This is a genomic window from Bacillus sp. SIMBA_154 (assembly GCF_046536015.1).
In the GTDB taxonomy this organism is placed as follows: domain Bacteria; phylum Bacillota; class Bacilli; order Bacillales; family Bacillaceae; genus Bacillus; species Bacillus pumilus_P.
This window is the reverse complement of sequence record NZ_JAWJBV010000003.1, coordinates 198,504-217,408: the sequence shown is the minus strand read 5'-3', so window position 1 is coordinate 217,408 and position 18,905 is coordinate 198,504. Positions and strand designations below refer to the sequence as shown.

The following is an 18,905-nucleotide window of genomic DNA, read 5'->3' as shown; positions in this document are numbered from 1 at the left end:
ACTGATCAATGATGAATATACGCTCAATAATCATTTCATGTTATGCAGCTTTCGTTTCTTTTATTGGATGGCTGATGAGCGGAGTGAAACCGCGTGAAAACCAGGTGACGCTGCTTGTTTCATTCCAGGAGAATGCGGCTGCTCTCATTGATACCTATCAACAACAAGCGAATATGACGATGAAGCTGACAGTCCTCTATACGAAGCATGCTTCCAATATAGAAAAGGACGGGTCTCATCTGTCATTTCGCTATTTTCATGAAAAAAATCCCTTCCATCTCATTCAATGTATGTATACGATGCTGAAAAGCAAGGTCGTTGTGACGGATAATTACTTTCTCATGACAAGTGTGCTAAGAAACAGACCTTCTACAACCTGTATTCAAGTATGGCATGCCAATGGCGCTTTGAAAAAATTTGGCCTTGAAGATGCTTCAAATTCATGCCGGAGTCCACGTGATATCGAACGCTTCAAGCGGGTCTATGCGTCTTTCGATTATATCGTCACGGGTTCAGATCGCATGCGTGAGATTTTCAAGTCATCGTTTGGGGTAAATGACGAACGTTTTTTACCAACAGGTGTGCCGCTGACGGATGTGTACTATGATCAGCGCCCGCCTTCCTTAAAGCCGGATGATTTCCCTAAAGGAAAAAAAATTCTGCTTTATGCACCGACCTATCGAGATTATGCAATGGACGGTCTTGTCCTGCCCTTTTCAAAGGAGCAATTGCAGACAGAGCTGAATGGCGACTATATTCTGCTCGTCAAGCTTCATCCTGCGGTCAAACATTTAGCGAAGGCTGAAACAGATGGTGAATGGATATTTGATGTGTCTGAGCAGCCGCTTTATCCTTTGCTCTGTGCTTGCGATGTTCTGATTACGGATTATTCGTCGATTGTGTTTGAATATGCGCTGCTCGAAAAACCTGTTTTGTTCTTCACTTATGATTTAGAAACTTATCGAGATAAACGGGGATTAGTCGATCGTTATGAAGACATCATTCCCGGAAAGGCTTGCGTCTCTCAAGACATGCTCTTGAAGGAGCTTTTACATCTAAACGAATCAGCCAATGGAGATCTATTAAAAACCTTCGCTGAGGAATGGAACCAATATTCAAAGGGACAATCAAGTGAGCAGCTCTTAACATTTATTGAACAGCAGCTCTTACACAAAAAACGTCCGGCTTCTTATTAGGAAGCACGGACGTTTTTTTATTTGTTATAAACCGGGATATCATAATACAGCGTATAGTTATCAAGTAAGTTATACAAACTATACATACGAGTGACTTGCTTATAAGCCCATCCAATATCCGTAGCATATTGATGAGTCGCTGCACTAGACCAGCGCATTTTATAAATGGTATCTTGTTTGTATGTGGCGTGATTGATATAGCTGTTGCCAATGAATTTTGCCCCGCCAATAATGGCTGCCTCTGGCGTGAACCATTGCTGTTCATACGCATACTTTGCACCGAGATAATTCGGATTGCTGTCGTATGCGCCAATGCCATACATGTTATACACTTTCTTTCCATTAAACATCGTACCATTCGCTAAAATTGAACTTCCGTTACCTGTTTCAAGCAGCGCATGAGAAATCAAATAGATTTCGTTAATATGATACGTTTTCGCTGCAGTTATAAAGGCTTGTCCTTTTCCAGCAAGAATCCCTTTCCCTGCTAAAATCTTCGAATTGACTTCGGTCGGATTGAGATTCGCAGCTTCAGAGAGTTTGAGAAATTGAAAATACGATTGAGTGCCCTCAGCGATATTAGCTGGGTCTACATATTTTAACACTTCTGCTGAACTCGCATTTCTCCAGCCAAGGCTGATCTTTATCCAATTTCCTTCTTTCCCGAGCTGTTTCACTTTTGTGCCTTTGTTCAGCTGTGCCACGATGTTGCTTGCAGAGCTTGAATCAGGTGTAGAACGTACATTTAACCCATCCGTATTCACTGTTGACGTCGCTGGATCTACATATGTCGCATAAACATAAGCCGCACCATCTGTCTGTGGTGACACCTTCATTTGTTTGTTCACCATCTCATTGACAGTGAGGTTATAATTCGTTTGCATGACCATCGGGCCATTTTTGATTTTTGTTGCGGTGGCTGTCCAGCCATATTGGCTTTTCACAAAAGCAATGGCCGCATTTGCATTTGCTAACCCTGTGAATTGCTGCGTTATGTTGATTTTATATGCCGGTTTTGTTGTCGTTGTATAAGCAGCTGTTTCATTCCGTTTTTTGAAAAATGCCATGCCTTGATCACGCAATGCAGCAGTCGCAATGACCCCTGTTTTCATTTGATATTGCCCATAATCAGTTGTACCCGTTTTTTGGGCAGCTGCCTTCATTTTTTGTTTCGTCAAATAGCTAAGTGCTTGATTGAGTTTTGTCTGATTCACAGTCGCCTCTGTCGTAATACGGTATTGCTTGACAGCTTCTGTTAAAGTTTTTGTACTGCTGGCAACCCCATTTTTCTTGATGATCTCTTGCGCCTGCTTCACTTTGCTTTGATCATATACAGGTGTTGTCATCAGGCTATACGCTTTGGTGACGGCTTGTCCCTTACCTGTTGTGATGTTACTTGTCACCTTTTGTGCCTTTAAGTATGCGGCACCTTTGTTCACTTTTGCTTGATCCGTTGCTTGATTGACAACGAGTCGATACGTGCTATCAGATACCTTGCCCGTTTTTTTCGTTGTCGCAGATACCTTTTTCTTTTGGAAGAAGGCCGTCGCTTTTTTCGCTTGATCATCTCCTAAAAGGTTCCCAGTCACTATTTGATATGGCTGTGTAGAAGAGATTTTTTTGGACGTATAGCGCCATTTCTTTTTCTTGAAAAAGGCAACTGTTTTTGCATAAGCTGTATCGTTTAATTGATTGAGCTTCACGATATAATTTTTCGTTTTTCCTACTCGCTGCACAGTACCTGCAGCACCGGTTTGTTTCTTAATCTGAGCCGCAGCTGAGGCTGCTTGTTTGCTGTCTTTGAAATAGCCTGATTCCATGCGATAGACATTTTTAACGGCTCCTGCCTTCTGAATCTTCCCGCTGATTTTTGCTTCTTTTTGCAGCTGGGTAAGAAGTGTTTGGGCTTTCGACTGGTTAGCTTGTGCAGCTGATGTGACGATGTAATATGGCTTGCCTGCTGTCACCGTTTGACGCACTGCTTTTAAACCAGATTCCTTTTGAAAGCCTTGCAGGATGGTATTCGCCTTACTTTGTCCAACAATACCGCCTGAGATCAGCTGATACACGGTGCCAGCTTTGTTTTCGGTTTGGTATGTACTGGTGACTCCTGCCTTCTTTTGTAATTCTGTTTGAATATTTTTGACTTTCGTTTCAGAATCAATGGCTCCTGATATGACCTGATAAGAAGGTCTGCTTTGACTGATGACTTCATAGGAGCTCTTTAGCCCTGATGTTTTTGCTAGCTCTAGCGAGAACTTTTTTGCCTGACTTTCATCGTTGATCGGGTCAGATACGACCTTTTGTAAAGGAAGGCGATCACCAACTGGAGACACAGTGCCATTTATGCCCACCTCTTTTTTTAACGCCGCCGCACTTGCATTCGCTGCATCTTGTGAGTCATATCCTGAGGCAGTGAGCTGATAGGTCGACGTATTCCCTGAGGTTTGATAACTTGCTGTCCACTTTTTATCTTTTTTCAGTGTTTCTACTGCTTTTTTCACTTCTGATTCTGTCGTAAATACCTTTGAGGTGCTAATCGTATAAATGGATTGATCGACATAGGAGGCTGCTTGCGCTTCTTTGCCTGTGTGTAATGTCATACCAAAGGCAGCTGCGAGTAACATAATCTTGATGGTTTTTTTCACGTTCCCTGTCCCTCTCTTAACTTTGCATAATAGTCTACTAATCTCTTTATCGACAAAAACAAGTCTTCTTTCAAGTCATTCATGCAATAGCAAAATAGAGGACCCCATTTAAGTCCTCTTTTCCTTTATATATGTGACACAATCAGTTCACAAGATCCTTCAATCGAGAAGCTCCCTGTTTCAGCTGGCAGAATAAAATGAGCCCCTTTTGGCAGTGGATATGTGTTCCCATCATGCTCTATAGACCCTTCTCCCTTAATAACACTGCACAGCAAAAATGGATCATCTTGCGAAAGCTCTACTTTTTGATCAATTTCCCATTTATACACAGAGAAATATTCTGCTTCTACAAATGTTCTAATGGTCATTCCTGGACGTGTTTCGACTGATTCATCTGCATAACCGTCTATATGAGGAACCGTTGTGACGTCAATGGCTTGCGCAAAATGAAGTTCACGCTCATTGCCATCTTGGCCTTTTCGTTCATAATCATATACCCGATAGGTTGTATCTGAGCTTTGCTGCGTTTCGAGGACAAGCGTTCCTTCGCATAGCGCATGAATGGTACCGCTTGGCACATAATAAAAATCACCAGGCTTAATCTTCACTCGCCGTAAAAGACCTTCCCAATCTCCGCTGTTCATCATGGTCACTAGCTCAGTTCTTGTTCTTGCATTGTGTCCATAGATCATTTCTGCTCCTTCTTTGCAGTCAATGATATACCAGCACTCTGTTTTCCCAAGCTCTCCATTTTCATGTCTTTCAGCATAATCATCATCTGGATGAACTTGAACGGACAAGTCTTGGTTTGCATCTAAAATTTTTGTTAACAGCGGGAAGCGATCGCCTTCTATTCCCCCGAACAACTCCCTGTGATTGTCCCATAGTTCGATCAACGTTTTCCCTTTATATGGACCGTCTTGCACGACACTTGGTCCGTTTGGATGAGCAGAAATTGCCCAGCATTCTCCCGTTTGATCAGAAGGAATATCATAGCCAAATTGATCCCTTAAGGCTGTACCTCCCCATATTCTCTCCTTCAATTCAGGCAGTAAAAAAATTGGTGACTGCTTCATTCAGGATGACTCCTCCCTTTGCTACCCTTTGATAATCCTTGCCTAGCATGATGAAAACTAGTAAGTCTCAACTTTTATTATGACGCTATCTAAAGAGAAGTCAATCCTTTCAGTACACCAAATGAAAACGATAACATGAAAATTTCTTTATCCTTTGACAGAGCCTGCGAGAAGCCCCTTCACAAAGTATTTTCCGAGCAGAATATACACCAAAAGTGTCGGCAGTGCGGCCAAAATAGCTCCTGCCATTTGAACGTTCCATTGCACAATTTGGCTGCCTGATAGATTTTGCAAGGCGACCATGACTGGCTGATGCTCCGCAGTGGTCATCGTGACTGCAAATAAAAATTCATTCCACACATTGGTAAACTGCCAAATGGCGACCACGACAAATCCTGTGATGGAAAGCGGAAGAATCATATGTCTGAAAATCCCGATAAACCCTGCGCCATCAATTTTGGCCGATTCAATCATTTCATCAGGGATGCTCACATAGAAATTGCGAAACATGAGTGTTGTGATCGGAAGACCATATACGACATGGACAAGCACTAGACCTGGAATCGAATTATATAATCCGACTTCACGTAAAAATTGAATGAGTGGAATGAGGATGCTTTGATACGGAATAAACATACCAAACAGCATCAACGTAAAAACCACTTCTGACCCTTTAAAACGCCATTTTGATAGCACATAGCCATTCATCGCACCTAATACGGCTGACAATAAGGTAGCAGGAATGACAAGATAAAGTGAATTCATCAAATTAGGCGATAGCTTTTCAAAAGCGATTTGATAGCTAGAGAAATCAAGCGTTGATGGCAGCGACCACATTTGCTCAAGGGTGACTTCACCTAATGGCTTTAAGCTTGTGACGAGCATGACATAGACAGGCATTAGAAAAAAGAGGCTGCACAGAATCAATAAAGCATAGAGAACTGGACGGACAAACCATCTGGCTGTCATGATGAAGCCCCCTTCCGGCTCGACAGGAGATATGGCACGATAAAGACCGCAACAGAGATCAGCATGACGATTGCAATGGCAGCACCGCCTGCATAATGGTTTCCTCTAAAGGTCATTTCAAACATATAAACGCCCGGTACATCCGTGACAAAGTTTGCACCCGGTCCTGTCATCGAGTAAATCAAATCGAAAATCTTTAAAGAAATATGAGCCATAATAATAATGACACTTGCAGTAATCGGTTTTAAAAGCGGAAAAATGATTTTTCGGTAGATTTGCCACTCAGTTGCTCCATCCATTCTAGCAGCCTCTCTCACTTCCTCTGGAATTCCTCTAAGACCTGCCAAATACATCGCAAGCGAGAACCCAGTCATTTGCCACACAGCTGCAATGACGACTGCAATCATCGCCGCTGGTACACCAAATTCAATTTTCCCCCAGACAAATCCAGCTAAAATATTCGTATCCGTGTACCACTTAGGCTGGATGCCTAGCGTTTTCAAAAATAAATTCACTCCAGTTGACGGATTTAAAATCCATTGCCACACGACACCAGTCACAACGAAGGAAAGGGCCATCGGAAAAAAGAATAAATTCCGGAAAAGAGATTCACCCTTGATCTTCTGGTCTAGTAAAATCGCAAGTGCGAGCCCAGAGGCTATGACGGCTCCAATAAAGAATAAAGTAAAAAAGACCGTGTTTCGTAGATCTGACTGAAAGCGGAAATCTTGAAACAGCATGACATAATTGCGAAGTCCTGCAAAAGAGAAATCCGGAACAAGCGAGGTCCAGTTTGATAATGAAACATACCCTGTCCAGCCAATAAAGCCGTAAACAAAGATGAATAATAAAACAGCTGACGGGGCTAAAAATAGCAGTGCAAGCAGCTGATCTCCATTCCATTTTTTCCGAACACGTTTCACTTTCGGCGCTGACGCTTTTGTGTTCAGCGATGTGTCCATGCGCATGAAGCTACACTCCTTTTTAAAAAAGAGGCGGTGCCTGATCGCCGCCTCCTTCGTCTTTATTTCATAGAGTCTTTTAAAGATGAAACAAACTGGCTGCTGTCTTTTTGTGTCACAAAAATATTGACGGCTTGGTTTGCTTTCGTCACAAAGCCTTCTTCAGCAGCTGAGCCATGGGCGAGTGACGGCGCCAGCTTTGATTCTTTAAATGCCTTCATCGCCGATTTTCCGTATTCATCATATTTTGATACATCCGCATCAACCCGTGCCGGAATCGATCCCTTCAGCGGATTAAACGCATCCTGTCCTTCCACAGATCCTAAGACAGATAAGAATTTTTTCACGTTTTCCGGCTGTTTGACACCCTTCGGCAGTCCGAACGTATCGGTGATCACCATAAAGCTTCCCTCCGTTCCAGGGGTCGCCACGTAACCAAAATCTTTGTTGACCTTCAAGTCCAGATCGTTGACAAAGTATCCCTTCGCCCAATCGCCCATGACATTCATCGCCGCTTCCCCTTTTGCCACGAGCTGTGAGGCATCCTGCCAGTTACGGGAGCTATGATCGTCATTGACGTATTCGAGCATGCGTCCAAAGATGTCTGCCGCTTCCTTCACTTTTGTGTCATCCATTTTCAAGTCGCCCGCCCAAAGTTTTTGATAATCTTCTGCGCCTAATACACCAAGCAGAACACTCTCAAACAAGTGAGTCGCTGCCCAAGGCTCTTTATCCCCAAGCGCAAGTGGAGTAATCCCTTTTTTCTTTAAAGCATCTGCTGTTTTGAAAAATTCATCAAATGTCGTTGGCGGCTCTAAACCTTGGTCTTCAAATACCTTTTTGTTATACCAAAGCACATTGCCTCGGTGAATATTCACTGGAACCGAATAGATTTTCCCATCTTTGCTCACAAGGTCAATCAGTGATTCTGGGAATTTGTCCTTCCAGCCTTCTTGTTCATAAAGATCATCAAGCGGCTCCATTTTGCCTGCCGCGACCCAGCTCTCGTTCAGCTCTGCCCCGCCATGTACTTGGAAGGAAGCTGGCGGATCATTTCCTTGCATCCGGCTCGTCAAAACAGCCTTTGCATTCGTACCAGCACCACCTGCGACGGCTGCATTTTCAATTGGAATCTCTTTATTTTTCTCTTCAAACAATTGAATGAGTGCTTTCAGTCCGTCTTCCTCACCTGCTCCTGTCCACCAAGAGAAAATTTCAAGCTTCTCCGCTCCGCCCTCTTTTTTTGCATCTGAGTTCGTCGATGTACTGCAAGCCGTGATGAGAAGCATGCAGAGTGCCAACAAAGTAAAGCCTAATTTGAACTTCATGATTGATCCCCCATCCCTATTTTGTAAGCGTTATCAAAATAAGTATAATTGTAGATCATTGCTTTTTTTCAGGCAAACTTCTTCACTTTTTTATGAAATTCTTCATTTTTTTATGGCCAGTTTTCGATATTCCTTCGGTGAACAACCGACCATTTTCTTAAAGACACGGCTGACGTAATTGGGGTCGGTATATCCTGCCTGATAAGTAATTTCTTTTAAACTAAGCGAGCTGTCTTTGAGAAGCTTCTTGATTTTATCCAGCCGGCAGGTCGTCACATATTCTTTAAAGGTCAGACCCGTCTCATCTTTAAAGCGCTTTGTGAAATAGGTTGGGCTTAAGTCAACATAGGCGGCAGTTTGCTCGAGCGTGATATGTTCGCAGAAATGTGTTTTGATGTAACGTTTTGCCCGCTCGATGTCATTCACGGTCTGGGTTCTCGCTTCATACACGTCAAATAGATGCTCACAGCACTGGCGGCATTCTGCTGCTGTGCTGATGGCCAGAATGGAGAGGTCTGCACGGAGTCGTGATTTTAATAGAATCAGCAGCTCTTTTACATGTGTAAGTGCCGCCCCCTCTAATTCAAAGGCATCAAATAAGGCAAGCGCATCCTCTCTTCTTCCTTCTTCCAGTGCCAGCATTATGTCGTCAGCAAGCTCGGGAAGATTGATCAACAGATTGGACTGCACTTCTGTATTGTAAAAACCATAACGAACAACGCCGCCATCCTTTTTTCGCTGATAATAAGAAAGCTTTGCTTCCGCTGCACTTTTCTGAAGATGAAGTGGGTTTGAGACTGGGTGCCCTATGCCAACGACAGGTGAAGGATGTCCGCTTGTCATGGCAGCTCGAATGGCTTGCAGTACATCTGCCTTTAGCTGACCTGTTCCTTGGTGACTATAAATGAAGCATGTAAACAGCTCACCGCCCATCTGAATAGGCACCGCTTGAAAAAGAGCGGATTGCTGTAAATCACTCAACAGCTGATCCCCGCCTGCCCGCTGAACAGCGATGACGAGACCTGCTTCACATTCTTGGAACAATTGTTGAAACTCAGTGAAGGTATAAGATTGACCGTTGATCACATGGGCTTCCAGCCACTTTGACTGCTGATTGACCGTCGCTGCCTGCCGCTGAGACGCCTCCTGCTCAATTTCTGCCGCAACAGATCGAATGGCTGCAATGGTTTCGTCTTTATCAGCTGGTTTGACGAGGTATTGTTTAACCCCTTCCTGCATCGCTTGCTTGGCATAATTGAACGTATCGTAGGCTGTCAGCATAATAAATTTTGTATGCGGGCTGCCTGCTTTGATCTGTTTGATGGCTGTCAATCTATCCATGCCAGGCATCTGAATATCCATGAGCACAAGATCAATCGGCTCCGACCGCGCAAATTCAACCGCCTTCTTTCCATTTTCAGCTTCCCCTGCAATATGACACTCCGGGAGCCATTCGGTCATGAACTTCCGCATCGCCATTCGTTCTATTTTTTCATCATCCACAATCAGCACGTTCAGCATACAGGTCCCTCCTTTATCGGAATCGCCAATTGAATGGTGGTGCCTTCGTTTGGCTTTGAATTAATTTGAAGGGCATCTTGCACCCCGTAAAACAAACGCAGTCTTGACACCACATTTCGAAGACCAATTCCTGTAGAATGGCCTTTACTCAGTGTGTTCGGATGATCCTCTTCTTTTTCCGATAGCAATCTTTTTTTCTCTCTTTCATTGATTCCAGTCCCATTGTCCCGAATCCGAATCATCACAAAGCCATTGTCTCGATAGATAGAGAGCTCAACAAGCCCGCCTTCCTCCTTTGGTTCTACTCCATGAATAAAGGCATTTTCGACAAGCGGCTGTAATGTGAGACTTGGAATGTGAACAGATAGACACGACTCATCTATGGTCGTTTTGCATGTAATACGATCGGCAAATCTCGTTTCTTGGATATGAAAATATTCTTTGACCACTTTCACTTCTTGTTCCAATGTAACGGACGTACTGAGAGCAGACAGTGAATACCGCATCAGCGTGGAAACCGATTGAATCAATCTCGATGTGGCATCTGCTGATTCTAAGTAAGCCATGCGTGATACGATGTTTAATGTGTTAAATAAAAAGTGTGGGTTCATTTGGTTTTGCAGCGTTTTCAACTTCATGTCTTTGATTTTTTGATCTAAGGCAGCCTTTTGTTTCATCTCTTCAATCATCATTTTCATCTCCTGCCGCATTCGTTGAAAGGCCTCATTTAACACAGATATTTCGTCCTTTGATGTGACATGCAAATTCGCTCCATCAAAATTTCCTTCTGATACTTCTTTGGCACTTCGAGACAGGTGGACGATTGGCCTTGATATCCCGCCAGCAATGATATATGCCATCCATAATGCGACCCCAATCGATAACGTAAACAGACACAGGGTAAAGAGCGCATAAGTTTGATGTCTTTGTTGAAGTGATTGATAGAGTACCTGATACTCAGATAATTCATCATCTAGCAGGGTCATCGTCTGCTCTTGTATATAGGAGGAGACTGTTCTCACCTCCTTCACACTTGCAGCATATTCTTTGATTTTCCCTTCTTTTACATGTGTCATGGTCGCATCACCTTCATTCATGAGCGTCCGCATCATATATTGATATTTTTCAATAGAGGGTATCGCCGCATGAAGCCCGGCATCTTTTAGCAGCGCCTGATCATAGGTTTTCATTTTCTGTTTTGATTCAATATATTCTCTGGCAAACTGCCGATCTTTCTCAATGGCATAGGCATTGACCTTTTCATACATCGTTTTTGCCTCTGTGGATATATCATTAAGCAGGAGAAAAGAACGAAAGCTCCTGCTATATTCTGAGGTTAATTTCGAGCTGCTCCAATAGACAAAAAAAGCAGCCACGTTACCAAGGAGCACAAGGGTTAAAAACGCCAATAACAATTTACTTCGAATCCTTCTCATGGCTGAACCCCCTGTGGTCTTTCTGTTTGATGAAGAGGCAAATCCCCGCGCCGAATCACACTCGTTCCTGTGTACTGCAGCGCTTCTTCCTTTTCGCCTTTCTGCAAACGAACAAGTGATTCAACCGCTTGGTAGCCCATTTCATAAGGGTGCTGCACGACCACCGCATCGATTTTTTCATCATCAAGCGCCTGAATCGTATCAGGCAATGTATCAAATGTGAGCACATAAAAATCAGCAGCTGATCGATATTGCTCTGTTGCTTGAATGATGCCGACACCATCTAATGCGCTTGTTCCATAAAATGCGGTCAGCTCTGCATGATTGTTTAATAGTTTATACGCTGCACCGGAAGCCCCTGACTTCGTAATGGCTGATTCTTCTATTCCAGCAATATGAATGCGTTTTTCAGCAGAAACGGCATCTCGAAATCCCTTAACGCGCAGCTTCTGGTGGATGGCATCAAGCCGGCCCGTGACAATTCCTACATACTGTTCGCCTGTTGTATCTGCGATGAGCGCCTGCCCTGCGATAAAGCCTGAATAATAATTATCCGTTCCAACATACACTTGACGCTTGCTCCCCTCTGCATCCGTATCGACTGTGACGACATCAATGCCTTTTTCCCTTGCTTTTTGAAAGAGCGGTTTGTATTTCTTCGCGTCAAGTCCCTGCGTCATAATACCATCTACATGCCCAGCAATCGCCATATCAATGGTTTTAAGATGATCATCCAAATCAGCCTGCTTTGGGCCCAGGTATTCGAGATACACACGATGAACGGCCGCCGCATCAGCAGCTCCCTTTTGCACCAGTTGCCAATATTCGTTATCAAGTTCCTCCGGTACAAGGACAAAGTGATATTGATAGGTTGATACCACTTTGTCGGAAGCGCTTTCAATCTTAAATAAATCTTGACCTAATACACATAAAGAAATGACGGATAGCACACAAACTGTGAGAAGAGCGCCTATTCCAATCAACTTAGACAGCTTCACTCACATCCCCCTCCTTTCATTGTTGCCGCATAAAAAAAGAGCTGCTTATAAGCATACTCTCTCGACCTCTATAATTCCTTTGTCATAAATAAACTGTTTGGATCTTCTTGATATGAACCAAAAGGCGGACAATATTGAAACCCAAAGCTTTCATATAGTCTTCTTGCTGGTTCAAAGAAAGCCATCGCACCTGTTTCGAGGCTGACACGTGTATAGCCTCGCTGTTTGGCTTCTTGGAGAAGGTAGGTCAGCATTTGCCTTGCTACCCCTTTTCGCATATGGAGAGCTGCCGTCCTCATCGATTTGATTTCACCATGTTCACTTGATAGCTCCTTTATCGCTCCGCAGCCAAGAAGTTCCTCTCCATCCCATACACTCCACACTGTGACATCTTGTTTTTTCAAATCGTCTAATGGAAGGGCATGAATGCTTTCTGGCGGAGAATGCTCCTTCATCTCTTCTACATGACCGGTGATCAGCTGATCTATCCGTCCATCTGTGAGTGCATCTTGTTGAATGTACATTTCAATCCCTCCTTCACGATCATTGTACGTGAAGAGTCGAATCTTACCCGCTGTTATGTCAGATAAACGAACAAACAACCGGCATCCATGAGCCAGTTGTTTGTGTCATATCAAGTATTTATGAAGAAAGAACCGCTTGTAATTCTTCTGCTGTACTGCTTCCAAGCTGACTGCCGACACCTACTGCCACAGCACCTGCTGCGAGCCATTTTGGGACATCGGCTGGATGAATGCCGCCTGTTGGAATAAATTCAACCTCTGGAAACGGGCCTTGTAAGTTTTTCATATAGGACAAACCGAAGGAGCCGCTTGGAAAAAGCTTGAGCAAGCGGTATCCATTTGCTTTTGCCTGCATGATTTCACTCGGGGTCAGGACACCTGGCACATAGAGTGTATCGTGAAATGATAGATGCTCTCCAATCACAGAGAGATATCCTGGACTGACAATAAATTGCGAGCCTGCCTCAATGGCTGATTGTGCCTGTTCAAGCGTCGTGATCGTTCCTGCTCCTACAATGAGTTCTTGCTCATGCCGAAAGGATGCGATGATGCGTTCAGCATTTGGAGTGGTATACGTTACTTCAATGGCACGCACCCCTTTTTTCTTTAAACGCTGAATCATCTCAATGCCTTCTCCTTCACTATCCGCTCTAACCACTGCGATCAGTTTACAGACTGCGAGCTGCTCTTTAACGTTCAAACTTGCTGACTTTCCCATCTCTCTCATCCCCCTTCATATACTCCCGCCTGTGATACCGTTTGGCTTCTTTCATAAACGCCTGAAGCTCCTCCCGAGTGGGCAGTCCATCCTTATCTCCTGGAGACATCACCGCAAGTGCTCCAATGGCATTACCCCTTGTAACGGATTTTTCATAGGATAAGCCGTCAAGTAAGCCACTAATAACCCCCACTGCAAATCCATCACCAGCGCCGACCGTATCAACGACATCATGAACATGAAACCCGCTCACAATTCCCTGACCGGCTGCACTTTTATAAAAGGCACCTTCCGCTCCGAGCTTAATGACCACTAGCTTGACACCTTTTTGTAAATAGACCTCTGCAATCTCTTCCGGCTCATGGCATCCCGTGAGCCTTTGCCCTTCTGCAAGTCCCGGGAAAAACCAATCGACTTGATAGGCTATCTGGTTCACCGTATGAATCATATCCTCTTCCTCTTCCCATAGCTGAAGCCTAAGGTTCGGATCAAATGAAATGGTTTTGCCTGCTTCCTTCATGGCTTGAAGGACAAGAAAAGAAAACGCTCTCATTTCACTAGACAGTGCAGGCGGAATACCTGTCATATGAAGGTGTCCAGCCTGCCGGAAATAGTTGGAGGGAAAGTCACTTGGACTCATTGTGCTCGCAGCAGAGCCTTTCCGGTAATACGTCACGTCAGGGTCTCCATCAATGACTTTTGATTTAAGCAATAACCCAGTTTGGGACCCATCATTTGAACGGAGCACTGCACTTGTATCGACCCCTTCTTTTTGAAGCTCTTCTAAAATAAATGTGCCAAGTGAGTCTGCCCCGACTTTGCTCATCCAGCCAACCTCAAAACCCAGCCTTGAAAGGCCGACAGCGACGTTACTCTCTGCACCAGCAAGCGCCTTTTGAAACGTATGCACTTGATGAAGTTCTCCAACTTCTTTTGCGTAAAACATCGCCATTGATTCCCCAAATGTGACCGCATCCAATGCTTTCACTCATTTCTCCCCTCTCTCGGTACCGGTTTCAAATCAGTTGAAAAAGAGAGAGCATGCACGTATGTATACTCTTCTCTGCCTTTCGCTTATAAAGATTTCCTGACAATGATTTCTCCATCGAGTTGAATAGTTTGGGGCGCACTTTCATCGCCTTCAAGCCGTGTCTTGATTTTTTGCATGGCCGCTTTCCCCATTTCATGAGATGGCTGTGCAACAGTTGTGATCCCTGGCCCAATCAGCTTATACCATTCTGTATCATCAAACCCGGCAATGCCTATCTCATCAGGAATCTTGATCCCAAGCTCCACGAGTTCACTAATGAGCTTCAGCATGAGTAAACCATTGCCTGCTAAAATCGCCTTTTTCTGATGGTTTGATTGTAAAAAACGGACAATCTCTTCTCGCATTTGTTCCTTTTGCTTCAAATTGATTTCTGAAATGATAGGTTTTTTATGTTTACTCATGGCCGTCTGTTCATATGCTTCTTTTCGTTCTTCACGAGGACTAATCCCATCAACCGGCTCAGTAAAGAAAGCGATGTGATCGTAGCCCTTCTCATACATTTGTCGAAGCAGCCCGATCGTGATATCACGGTTATTCGTTGTCACTGTGTCGACTTTGAGTTCAGGTAATTTACGGTCAACAAGGACAATCGGTACACCGTTTTTCTTAAAATCCTGTAGAATGTCATTGTTTTGACCTGTCGTATTGATGATGAGCCCTTCAATATAATGTGCATTCAGCTTCAGTAGCATTTCTCGTTCTTTTTCTGGACGATTATCTGTGTTACAGACCATGATGCTGTACCCATATTCATCACAAATCTCTTCGACACCGCGAAGCGTCGCTACAGAGAATGGATTCGTTATATCGGCTACAATAAAACCAATGACCTTACTTTTTCTTACTTTTAGTCCTTGAGCGAGCTGACTCGGGCGGTAATGGAGCTCCTCAATGGCTTTTTTAATTTTTTTTACCTTTTCAGAAGAAATTTCATTTGTTCTGCCATTGATATATCTGGATACTGTTGATTTTGAAACACCTGCATAAGCTGCAACTTCGTTAATGGTCACTTTCATTTGCTTCTTCTCTTTCATTCAAAAAACTCCCACGATTAATCTTCTGGTTTGTTTCGAAACCGATTTCAAATAAACTTAAAAAGAGCATACCATAATTTGATGAATACCAGAAGAATTTTTTGAATGATGTGGAAAAAATCGTATTAATAAACAATAAAGAAAGCGATTTCAAATTAACGGTTGACGCCGCTCTCTTTTTCCTCTAGAATTTTCCTTGAAACCGATACCAAATAAAACACCAATATTTTGTTTCAGATGGAAAGGGAGGCTTATTTCAAATGGAAAATCGTTATGCTGTACATCCTGAGCAGGTCAAACGTTTTACAACAGAGGAACTTCGTCGTCATTTTCATATTCCTACGCTATTCGTCAGCGGTGAATTGAAGCTCTATTATTCGCATGAGGATCGTGTGGTCATTGGCGGGGCAATGCCGACAGCAGAACCGATCAAGCTGGATGCCGGCGACTTTTTACGTACGGATTATTTCCTTGAAAGACGAGAAATTGGCATCGTGAATGTCGGCGGGCAAGGAACGGTTACAGTCGATGGTGAGTCTTTTGTGCTGGAGCATAAAGATTTCTTATATATTGGTCTTGGACACGAAGATGTGCAGTTTACTAGTTCATCAGGCGAGCAGGCCAAGTTCTATCTTGTATCAGCAACGGCTCATAGAGCATACCCTACGCAAAAGGCAGCCATTGCTGAATTAACACCGAATCACTTAGGGGAGGCGTCTGCCTCAAACGTGCGAAACCTGTATCAGGTCATCCATGCAGACGGCATCCAAAGCTGTCAGCTCATGATGGGAATGACTCAGCTTGAAACGAATAACACATGGAACACAATGCCTGCTCATATTCATGGCCGGCGTATGGAAGTGTACTTATATCTTGATATAGAAGAAGAGGCACGTGTCTTTCATTTTATGGGGGAGCCCTCTGAAACGAGACATCTCGTTGTCGCAAATGAGGAAGCGATTATTTCTCCTGCCTGGTCCATTCATTCAGGCTCAGGTACAGCGAATTATTCATTTATTTGGGCAATGGCGGGAGAAAACTATACGTTCAAAGATATGGACTTTGTCCCAATGGACCAGCTGAGGTAACGAGGGTGACGACGACATCATATGTTGCGTCCCTCTTTTCCCTCGAAGGCAAAACAGCCCTTGTGACAGGTCCTGGAACTGGCATTGGTCAAGGTATTGCTGTGGCGCTTGCCCGTTCAGGTGCAGATATCATCGGCACATACCACCGCACACCACTTGATGAAACAAAAGCGCTTGTCGAACAGACTGGCAGATCATTTCATGCATATCAGGTCGACTTTGCCGATCCTCAGTCTGCACAGCGGGATGTCGATACCATTTTAAAGCAGCATACCATTGATATTTTAATCAATAATGCTGGAACCATTAAAAGAGAAGAGGCCGCTCACTATTCAGAGGAAAATTGGCATACTGTCATGGATGTGAATATCAACAGTCTCTTTTTTCTCACTCAAAAGGTTGGGCAGCAAATGCTGAAAAACGGGCAAGGGAAAATCGTCAATATCGCCTCCCTCCTCTCGTTTCAAGGCGGCGTCTTTGTTCCCGCTTATACAGCGAGTAAGCATGCTGTCGCTGGTCTGACCAAAGCTTTTGCGAACGAATGGGCGAAACATCAAATTCAGGTAAATGCGATCGCACCTGGTTATATTGCCACCAATAACACGCAAGCCATTCGTGATGATGCGAATCGAAATGAAGAAATTCTCAAAAGAATCCCCGCCGGGCGCTGGGGACAGCCTGAGGATCTAGCCGGTGCAGCTGTTTTCCTTAGCTCACCAGCTTCCGATTATATGAACGGCCACATTTTAGCTGTTGATGGCGGCTGGCTTGCGAGATAAACATATCGAGAGAATTCCTATTTTCAGGGATTCTCTTTTTTCTATTTGCATAATTCTCCTCCTTCCGAGTCACTCTATAAAAAACATGACATGAGGGTGGTGAGGTATTTTGAAAAGTCGCATTGAACAAGATATACAGTCCGTCATCAAGCGCGTCAAAAGCTTTGCCGGGAAAAGTGATGATATCGTGTTCCACTCTTTTTCATTTGGTCCTTCTGCTGTCTCTGCATGTCTCGTGTACGTTGAGGGACTCACAGAATTTGAGATGCTTTCCAAACAAATCATTTCACCTATGCAAAAGGAACTGGACATCACCGAAGTCGATCACACCACACTTCCTTCCCTGTCTAAGAAGTTCTTTGGCATTCAAAATGATGTGCTGGAAGATATGAACCTTGCCATCGAGCAGTTATATAGCGGCAGGGCTATTTTATTTGTAGATGGGGCGACGCAAGCTCTTGCGCTTCATACGAACCTTTTTCAATTCAGAGAAGTAGAGGAGCCACAATCTGAAGTACTTGTAAGAGGACCACGGATTGGATTTATTGAGAACCTTGAAAAAAATACGGCTTTACTACGCGAGAGGGCAAACGATCCTAATCTTGTCATTCAAAAGGTGAATGTAGGCACTCGTAATAAGAAAACTGCCGCTCTCGTGTACGTTCGTGATATTGCTGATCCAAAACTAGTAGAAGATGTTCTATCACGCATAAAACAAATCAAAATGGATGATATCCCTGAAACCGGCTATATTGAACAGCTGATTGAGGACAGTCACATTTCCATTTTTCCACAGATTCAAAACACGGAACGCCCTGATCGGGTGATCGCATCTGTGCTTGAAGGCAAGGTTTCCATTTTGCTTGACGGCACACCTTTTGCTCTTATTCTGCCTATGACACTTACAGCCTTAATGCAATCACCAGAGGATTATTATCAACGATGGACAAGCGCGACTCTTTTACGCCTACTCCGTTATGTCGCCGTAATGTTAACGATTTTTTTACCCGGGCTCTACATCGCCCTTGTCTCCTATCACCCCGGTTTATTACCGACACAGATGGCACTCACCATCGCAGGTAGTAGGCAAAATGTCCCGTTTCCTCCTGTGGTTGAAGCCATTCTCATGTCTTTTACGATTGAACTGCTGCGAGAAGCTGGACTTCGTCTTCCTCGAGCGATTGGGCAAACAATTGGATTGATTGGCGGCGTGATTATTGGTCAGGCGGCTGTACAAGCGAATATCGTCAGTGCCTTAATGGTCATTATTGTTTCACTAACTGCATTGGCTGATTTCACAGCGCCATCATATGACTTTAGCTTCCCGTTACGAATCCTTCGGTTTATGGCGATTTTCAGCTCTGCTATTTTGGGTTTGTACGGCTTAATCATGTGTTATTTATTCGTGCTTTGTCATCTCATGCAATTGAAGACCTTTGGTTTTGATTATTTTACACCTATTTTGTCTTCACCATATTCAGATTTAAAGGATACGTACGTTCGTTTGCCTATAGGACTATTTAAATCAAGACCGAAAACCGCCAAGACAAAAAATATCAAAAGACAAGGGGAGTAAG

Annotated in this window: 16 protein-coding genes; 4 read left to right on the top strand and 12 right to left on the bottom strand. The window is 43.8% G+C overall.

Features of this window, described 5'->3' with window-relative positions:
• The first annotated feature begins 8 nt into the window (after positions 1-8).
• Entirely contained in the window at positions 9-1,196 is a 1,188-nt protein-coding gene (locus tag R0K30_RS07545) for a CDP-glycerol glycerophosphotransferase family protein (protein ID WP_410609898.1), read from the top strand.
• A 17-nt stretch (positions 1,197-1,213) separates the two neighbouring features.
• Here the strand turns inward: R0K30_RS07545 and R0K30_RS07540 are convergent, their stop codons facing one another.
• The 12 genes from R0K30_RS07540 to R0K30_RS07485 all read right to left on the bottom strand — a co-directional run bounded on the left by R0K30_RS07540 (position 1,214) and on the right by R0K30_RS07485 (position 15,461).
• The gene (locus R0K30_RS07540) at positions 1,214-3,844 is read right to left on the bottom strand and encodes an N-acetylglucosaminidase (protein ID WP_410609896.1); all 2,631 of its coding nucleotides are present in this window, start codon (positions 3,842-3,844) and stop codon (positions 1,214-1,216) included.
• A gap of 125 nt (positions 3,845-3,969) precedes the next feature.
• Positions 3,970-4,920, bottom strand: coding sequence for a mannose-6-phosphate isomerase, class I (gene manA / locus R0K30_RS07535; protein WP_410609894.1), 951 nt, complete (start codon positions 4,918-4,920; stop codon positions 3,970-3,972).
• A gap of 147 nt (positions 4,921-5,067) precedes the next feature.
• A complete protein-coding gene (locus R0K30_RS07530; protein ID WP_410609892.1) occupies positions 5,068-5,889 on the bottom strand; it encodes a carbohydrate ABC transporter permease in 822 nt (273 codons plus the stop codon).
• Entirely contained in the window at positions 5,886-6,857 is a 972-nt protein-coding gene (locus R0K30_RS07525; protein ID WP_410609890.1) for a carbohydrate ABC transporter permease, read from the bottom strand. Before R0K30_RS07525 ends, R0K30_RS07530 begins: the two co-directional genes overlap by 4 nt.
• A 56-nt stretch (positions 6,858-6,913) precedes the next feature.
• The gene (locus R0K30_RS07520) at positions 6,914-8,179 is read right to left on the bottom strand and encodes an ABC transporter substrate-binding protein (protein WP_230030655.1); all 1,266 of its coding nucleotides are present in this window, start codon (positions 8,177-8,179) and stop codon (positions 6,914-6,916) included.
• Positions 8,180-8,281: 102 nt separating this feature from the next.
• Positions 8,282-9,700 carry a response regulator gene (locus R0K30_RS07515; protein ID WP_410609888.1) on the bottom strand — a complete coding sequence of 473 codons (1,419 nt, stop codon included), beginning with the start codon at positions 9,698-9,700 and terminating at the stop codon, positions 8,282-8,284.
• Positions 9,694-11,136: a sensor histidine kinase gene (locus R0K30_RS07510; protein ID WP_410609886.1), complete on the bottom strand. Its 1,443-nt coding sequence runs from the start codon at positions 11,134-11,136 to the stop codon at positions 9,694-9,696. Before R0K30_RS07510 ends, R0K30_RS07515 begins: the two co-directional genes overlap by 7 nt.
• Positions 11,133-12,134, bottom strand: coding sequence for a sugar-binding protein (locus tag R0K30_RS07505; protein WP_099726427.1), 1,002 nt, complete (start codon positions 12,132-12,134; stop codon positions 11,133-11,135). The genes R0K30_RS07510 and R0K30_RS07505 overlap by 4 nt, the downstream gene beginning before the upstream one ends.
• A gap of 68 nt (positions 12,135-12,202) precedes the next feature.
• Complete coding sequence (locus R0K30_RS07500) at positions 12,203-12,658, bottom strand: GNAT family N-acetyltransferase (protein ID WP_249705615.1); 456 nt, start codon at positions 12,656-12,658, stop codon at positions 12,203-12,205.
• Between the two features lie 118 nt (positions 12,659-12,776).
• The gene (locus R0K30_RS07495) at positions 12,777-13,376 is read right to left on the bottom strand and encodes a bifunctional 4-hydroxy-2-oxoglutarate aldolase/2-dehydro-3-deoxy-phosphogluconate aldolase (protein WP_249705616.1); all 600 of its coding nucleotides are present in this window, start codon (positions 13,374-13,376) and stop codon (positions 12,777-12,779) included.
• The gene (locus R0K30_RS07490) at positions 13,348-14,364 is read right to left on the bottom strand and encodes a sugar kinase (RefSeq protein WP_410609883.1); all 1,017 of its coding nucleotides are present in this window, start codon (positions 14,362-14,364) and stop codon (positions 13,348-13,350) included. Before R0K30_RS07490 ends, R0K30_RS07495 begins: the two co-directional genes overlap by 29 nt.
• An 86-nt stretch (positions 14,365-14,450) precedes the next feature.
• Positions 14,451-15,461, bottom strand: a complete 1,011-nt coding sequence (locus tag R0K30_RS07485; RefSeq protein WP_410609881.1) for a LacI family DNA-binding transcriptional regulator — start codon at positions 15,459-15,461, stop codon at positions 14,451-14,453.
• Between the two features lie 260 nt (positions 15,462-15,721).
• Between R0K30_RS07485 and kduI the strand changes: the two genes are divergently transcribed.
• The 3 genes from kduI to R0K30_RS07470 all read left to right on the top strand — a co-directional run bounded on the left by kduI (position 15,722) and on the right by R0K30_RS07470 (position 18,904).
• The gene (kduI, locus tag R0K30_RS07480) at positions 15,722-16,549 is read left to right on the top strand and encodes a 5-dehydro-4-deoxy-D-glucuronate isomerase (protein WP_410609879.1); all 828 of its coding nucleotides are present in this window, start codon (positions 15,722-15,724) and stop codon (positions 16,547-16,549) included.
• A 5-nt stretch (positions 16,550-16,554) separates the two neighbouring features.
• The gene (gene kduD / locus R0K30_RS07475) at positions 16,555-17,328 is read left to right on the top strand and encodes a 2-dehydro-3-deoxy-D-gluconate 5-dehydrogenase KduD (protein WP_230030648.1); all 774 of its coding nucleotides are present in this window, start codon (positions 16,555-16,557) and stop codon (positions 17,326-17,328) included.
• 109 nt (positions 17,329-17,437) lie between these two features.
• Positions 17,438-18,904 (top strand): spore germination protein, encoded by a 1,467-nt coding sequence (locus tag R0K30_RS07470; RefSeq protein WP_410609876.1) that lies wholly within the window; start codon positions 17,438-17,440, stop codon positions 18,902-18,904.
• The last annotated feature ends 1 nt before the right edge of the window (position 18,905 follow it).

Bases quoted from the DNA above. Each gene is read 5' to 3' on its own strand.
- R0K30_RS07545 (WP_410609898.1), top strand. From the start codon at position 9: ATGATGAATATACGCTCAATAATCATTTCATGTTATGCAGCTTTCGTT.
- R0K30_RS07510 (WP_410609886.1), bottom strand. From the start codon at position 11,136: ATGAGAAGGATTCGAAGTAAATTGTTATTGGCGTTTTTAACCCTTGTG.
- kduI (WP_410609879.1), top strand. From the start codon at position 15,722: ATGGAAAATCGTTATGCTGTACATCCTGAGCAGGTCAAACGTTTTACA.
- R0K30_RS07515 (WP_410609888.1), bottom strand. From the start codon at position 9,700: ATGCTGAACGTGCTGATTGTGGATGATGAAAAAATAGAACGAATGGCG.
- R0K30_RS07530 (WP_410609892.1), bottom strand. From the start codon at position 5,889: ATGACAGCCAGATGGTTTGTCCGTCCAGTTCTCTATGCTTTATTGATT.
- R0K30_RS07525 (WP_410609890.1), bottom strand. From the start codon at position 6,857: ATGCGCATGGACACATCGCTGAACACAAAAGCGTCAGCGCCGAAAGTG.
- R0K30_RS07520 (WP_230030655.1), bottom strand. From the start codon at position 8,179: ATGAAGTTCAAATTAGGCTTTACTTTGTTGGCACTCTGCATGCTTCTC.
- R0K30_RS07485 (WP_410609881.1), bottom strand. From the start codon at position 15,461: ATGAAAGAGAAGAAGCAAATGAAAGTGACCATTAACGAAGTTGCAGCT.
- R0K30_RS07500 (WP_249705615.1), bottom strand. From the start codon at position 12,658: ATGTACATTCAACAAGATGCACTCACAGATGGACGGATAGATCAGCTG.
- R0K30_RS07495 (WP_249705616.1), bottom strand. From the start codon at position 13,376: ATGGGAAAGTCAGCAAGTTTGAACGTTAAAGAGCAGCTCGCAGTCTGT.
- manA (WP_410609894.1), bottom strand. From the start codon at position 4,920: ATGAAGCAGTCACCAATTTTTTTACTGCCTGAATTGAAGGAGAGAATA.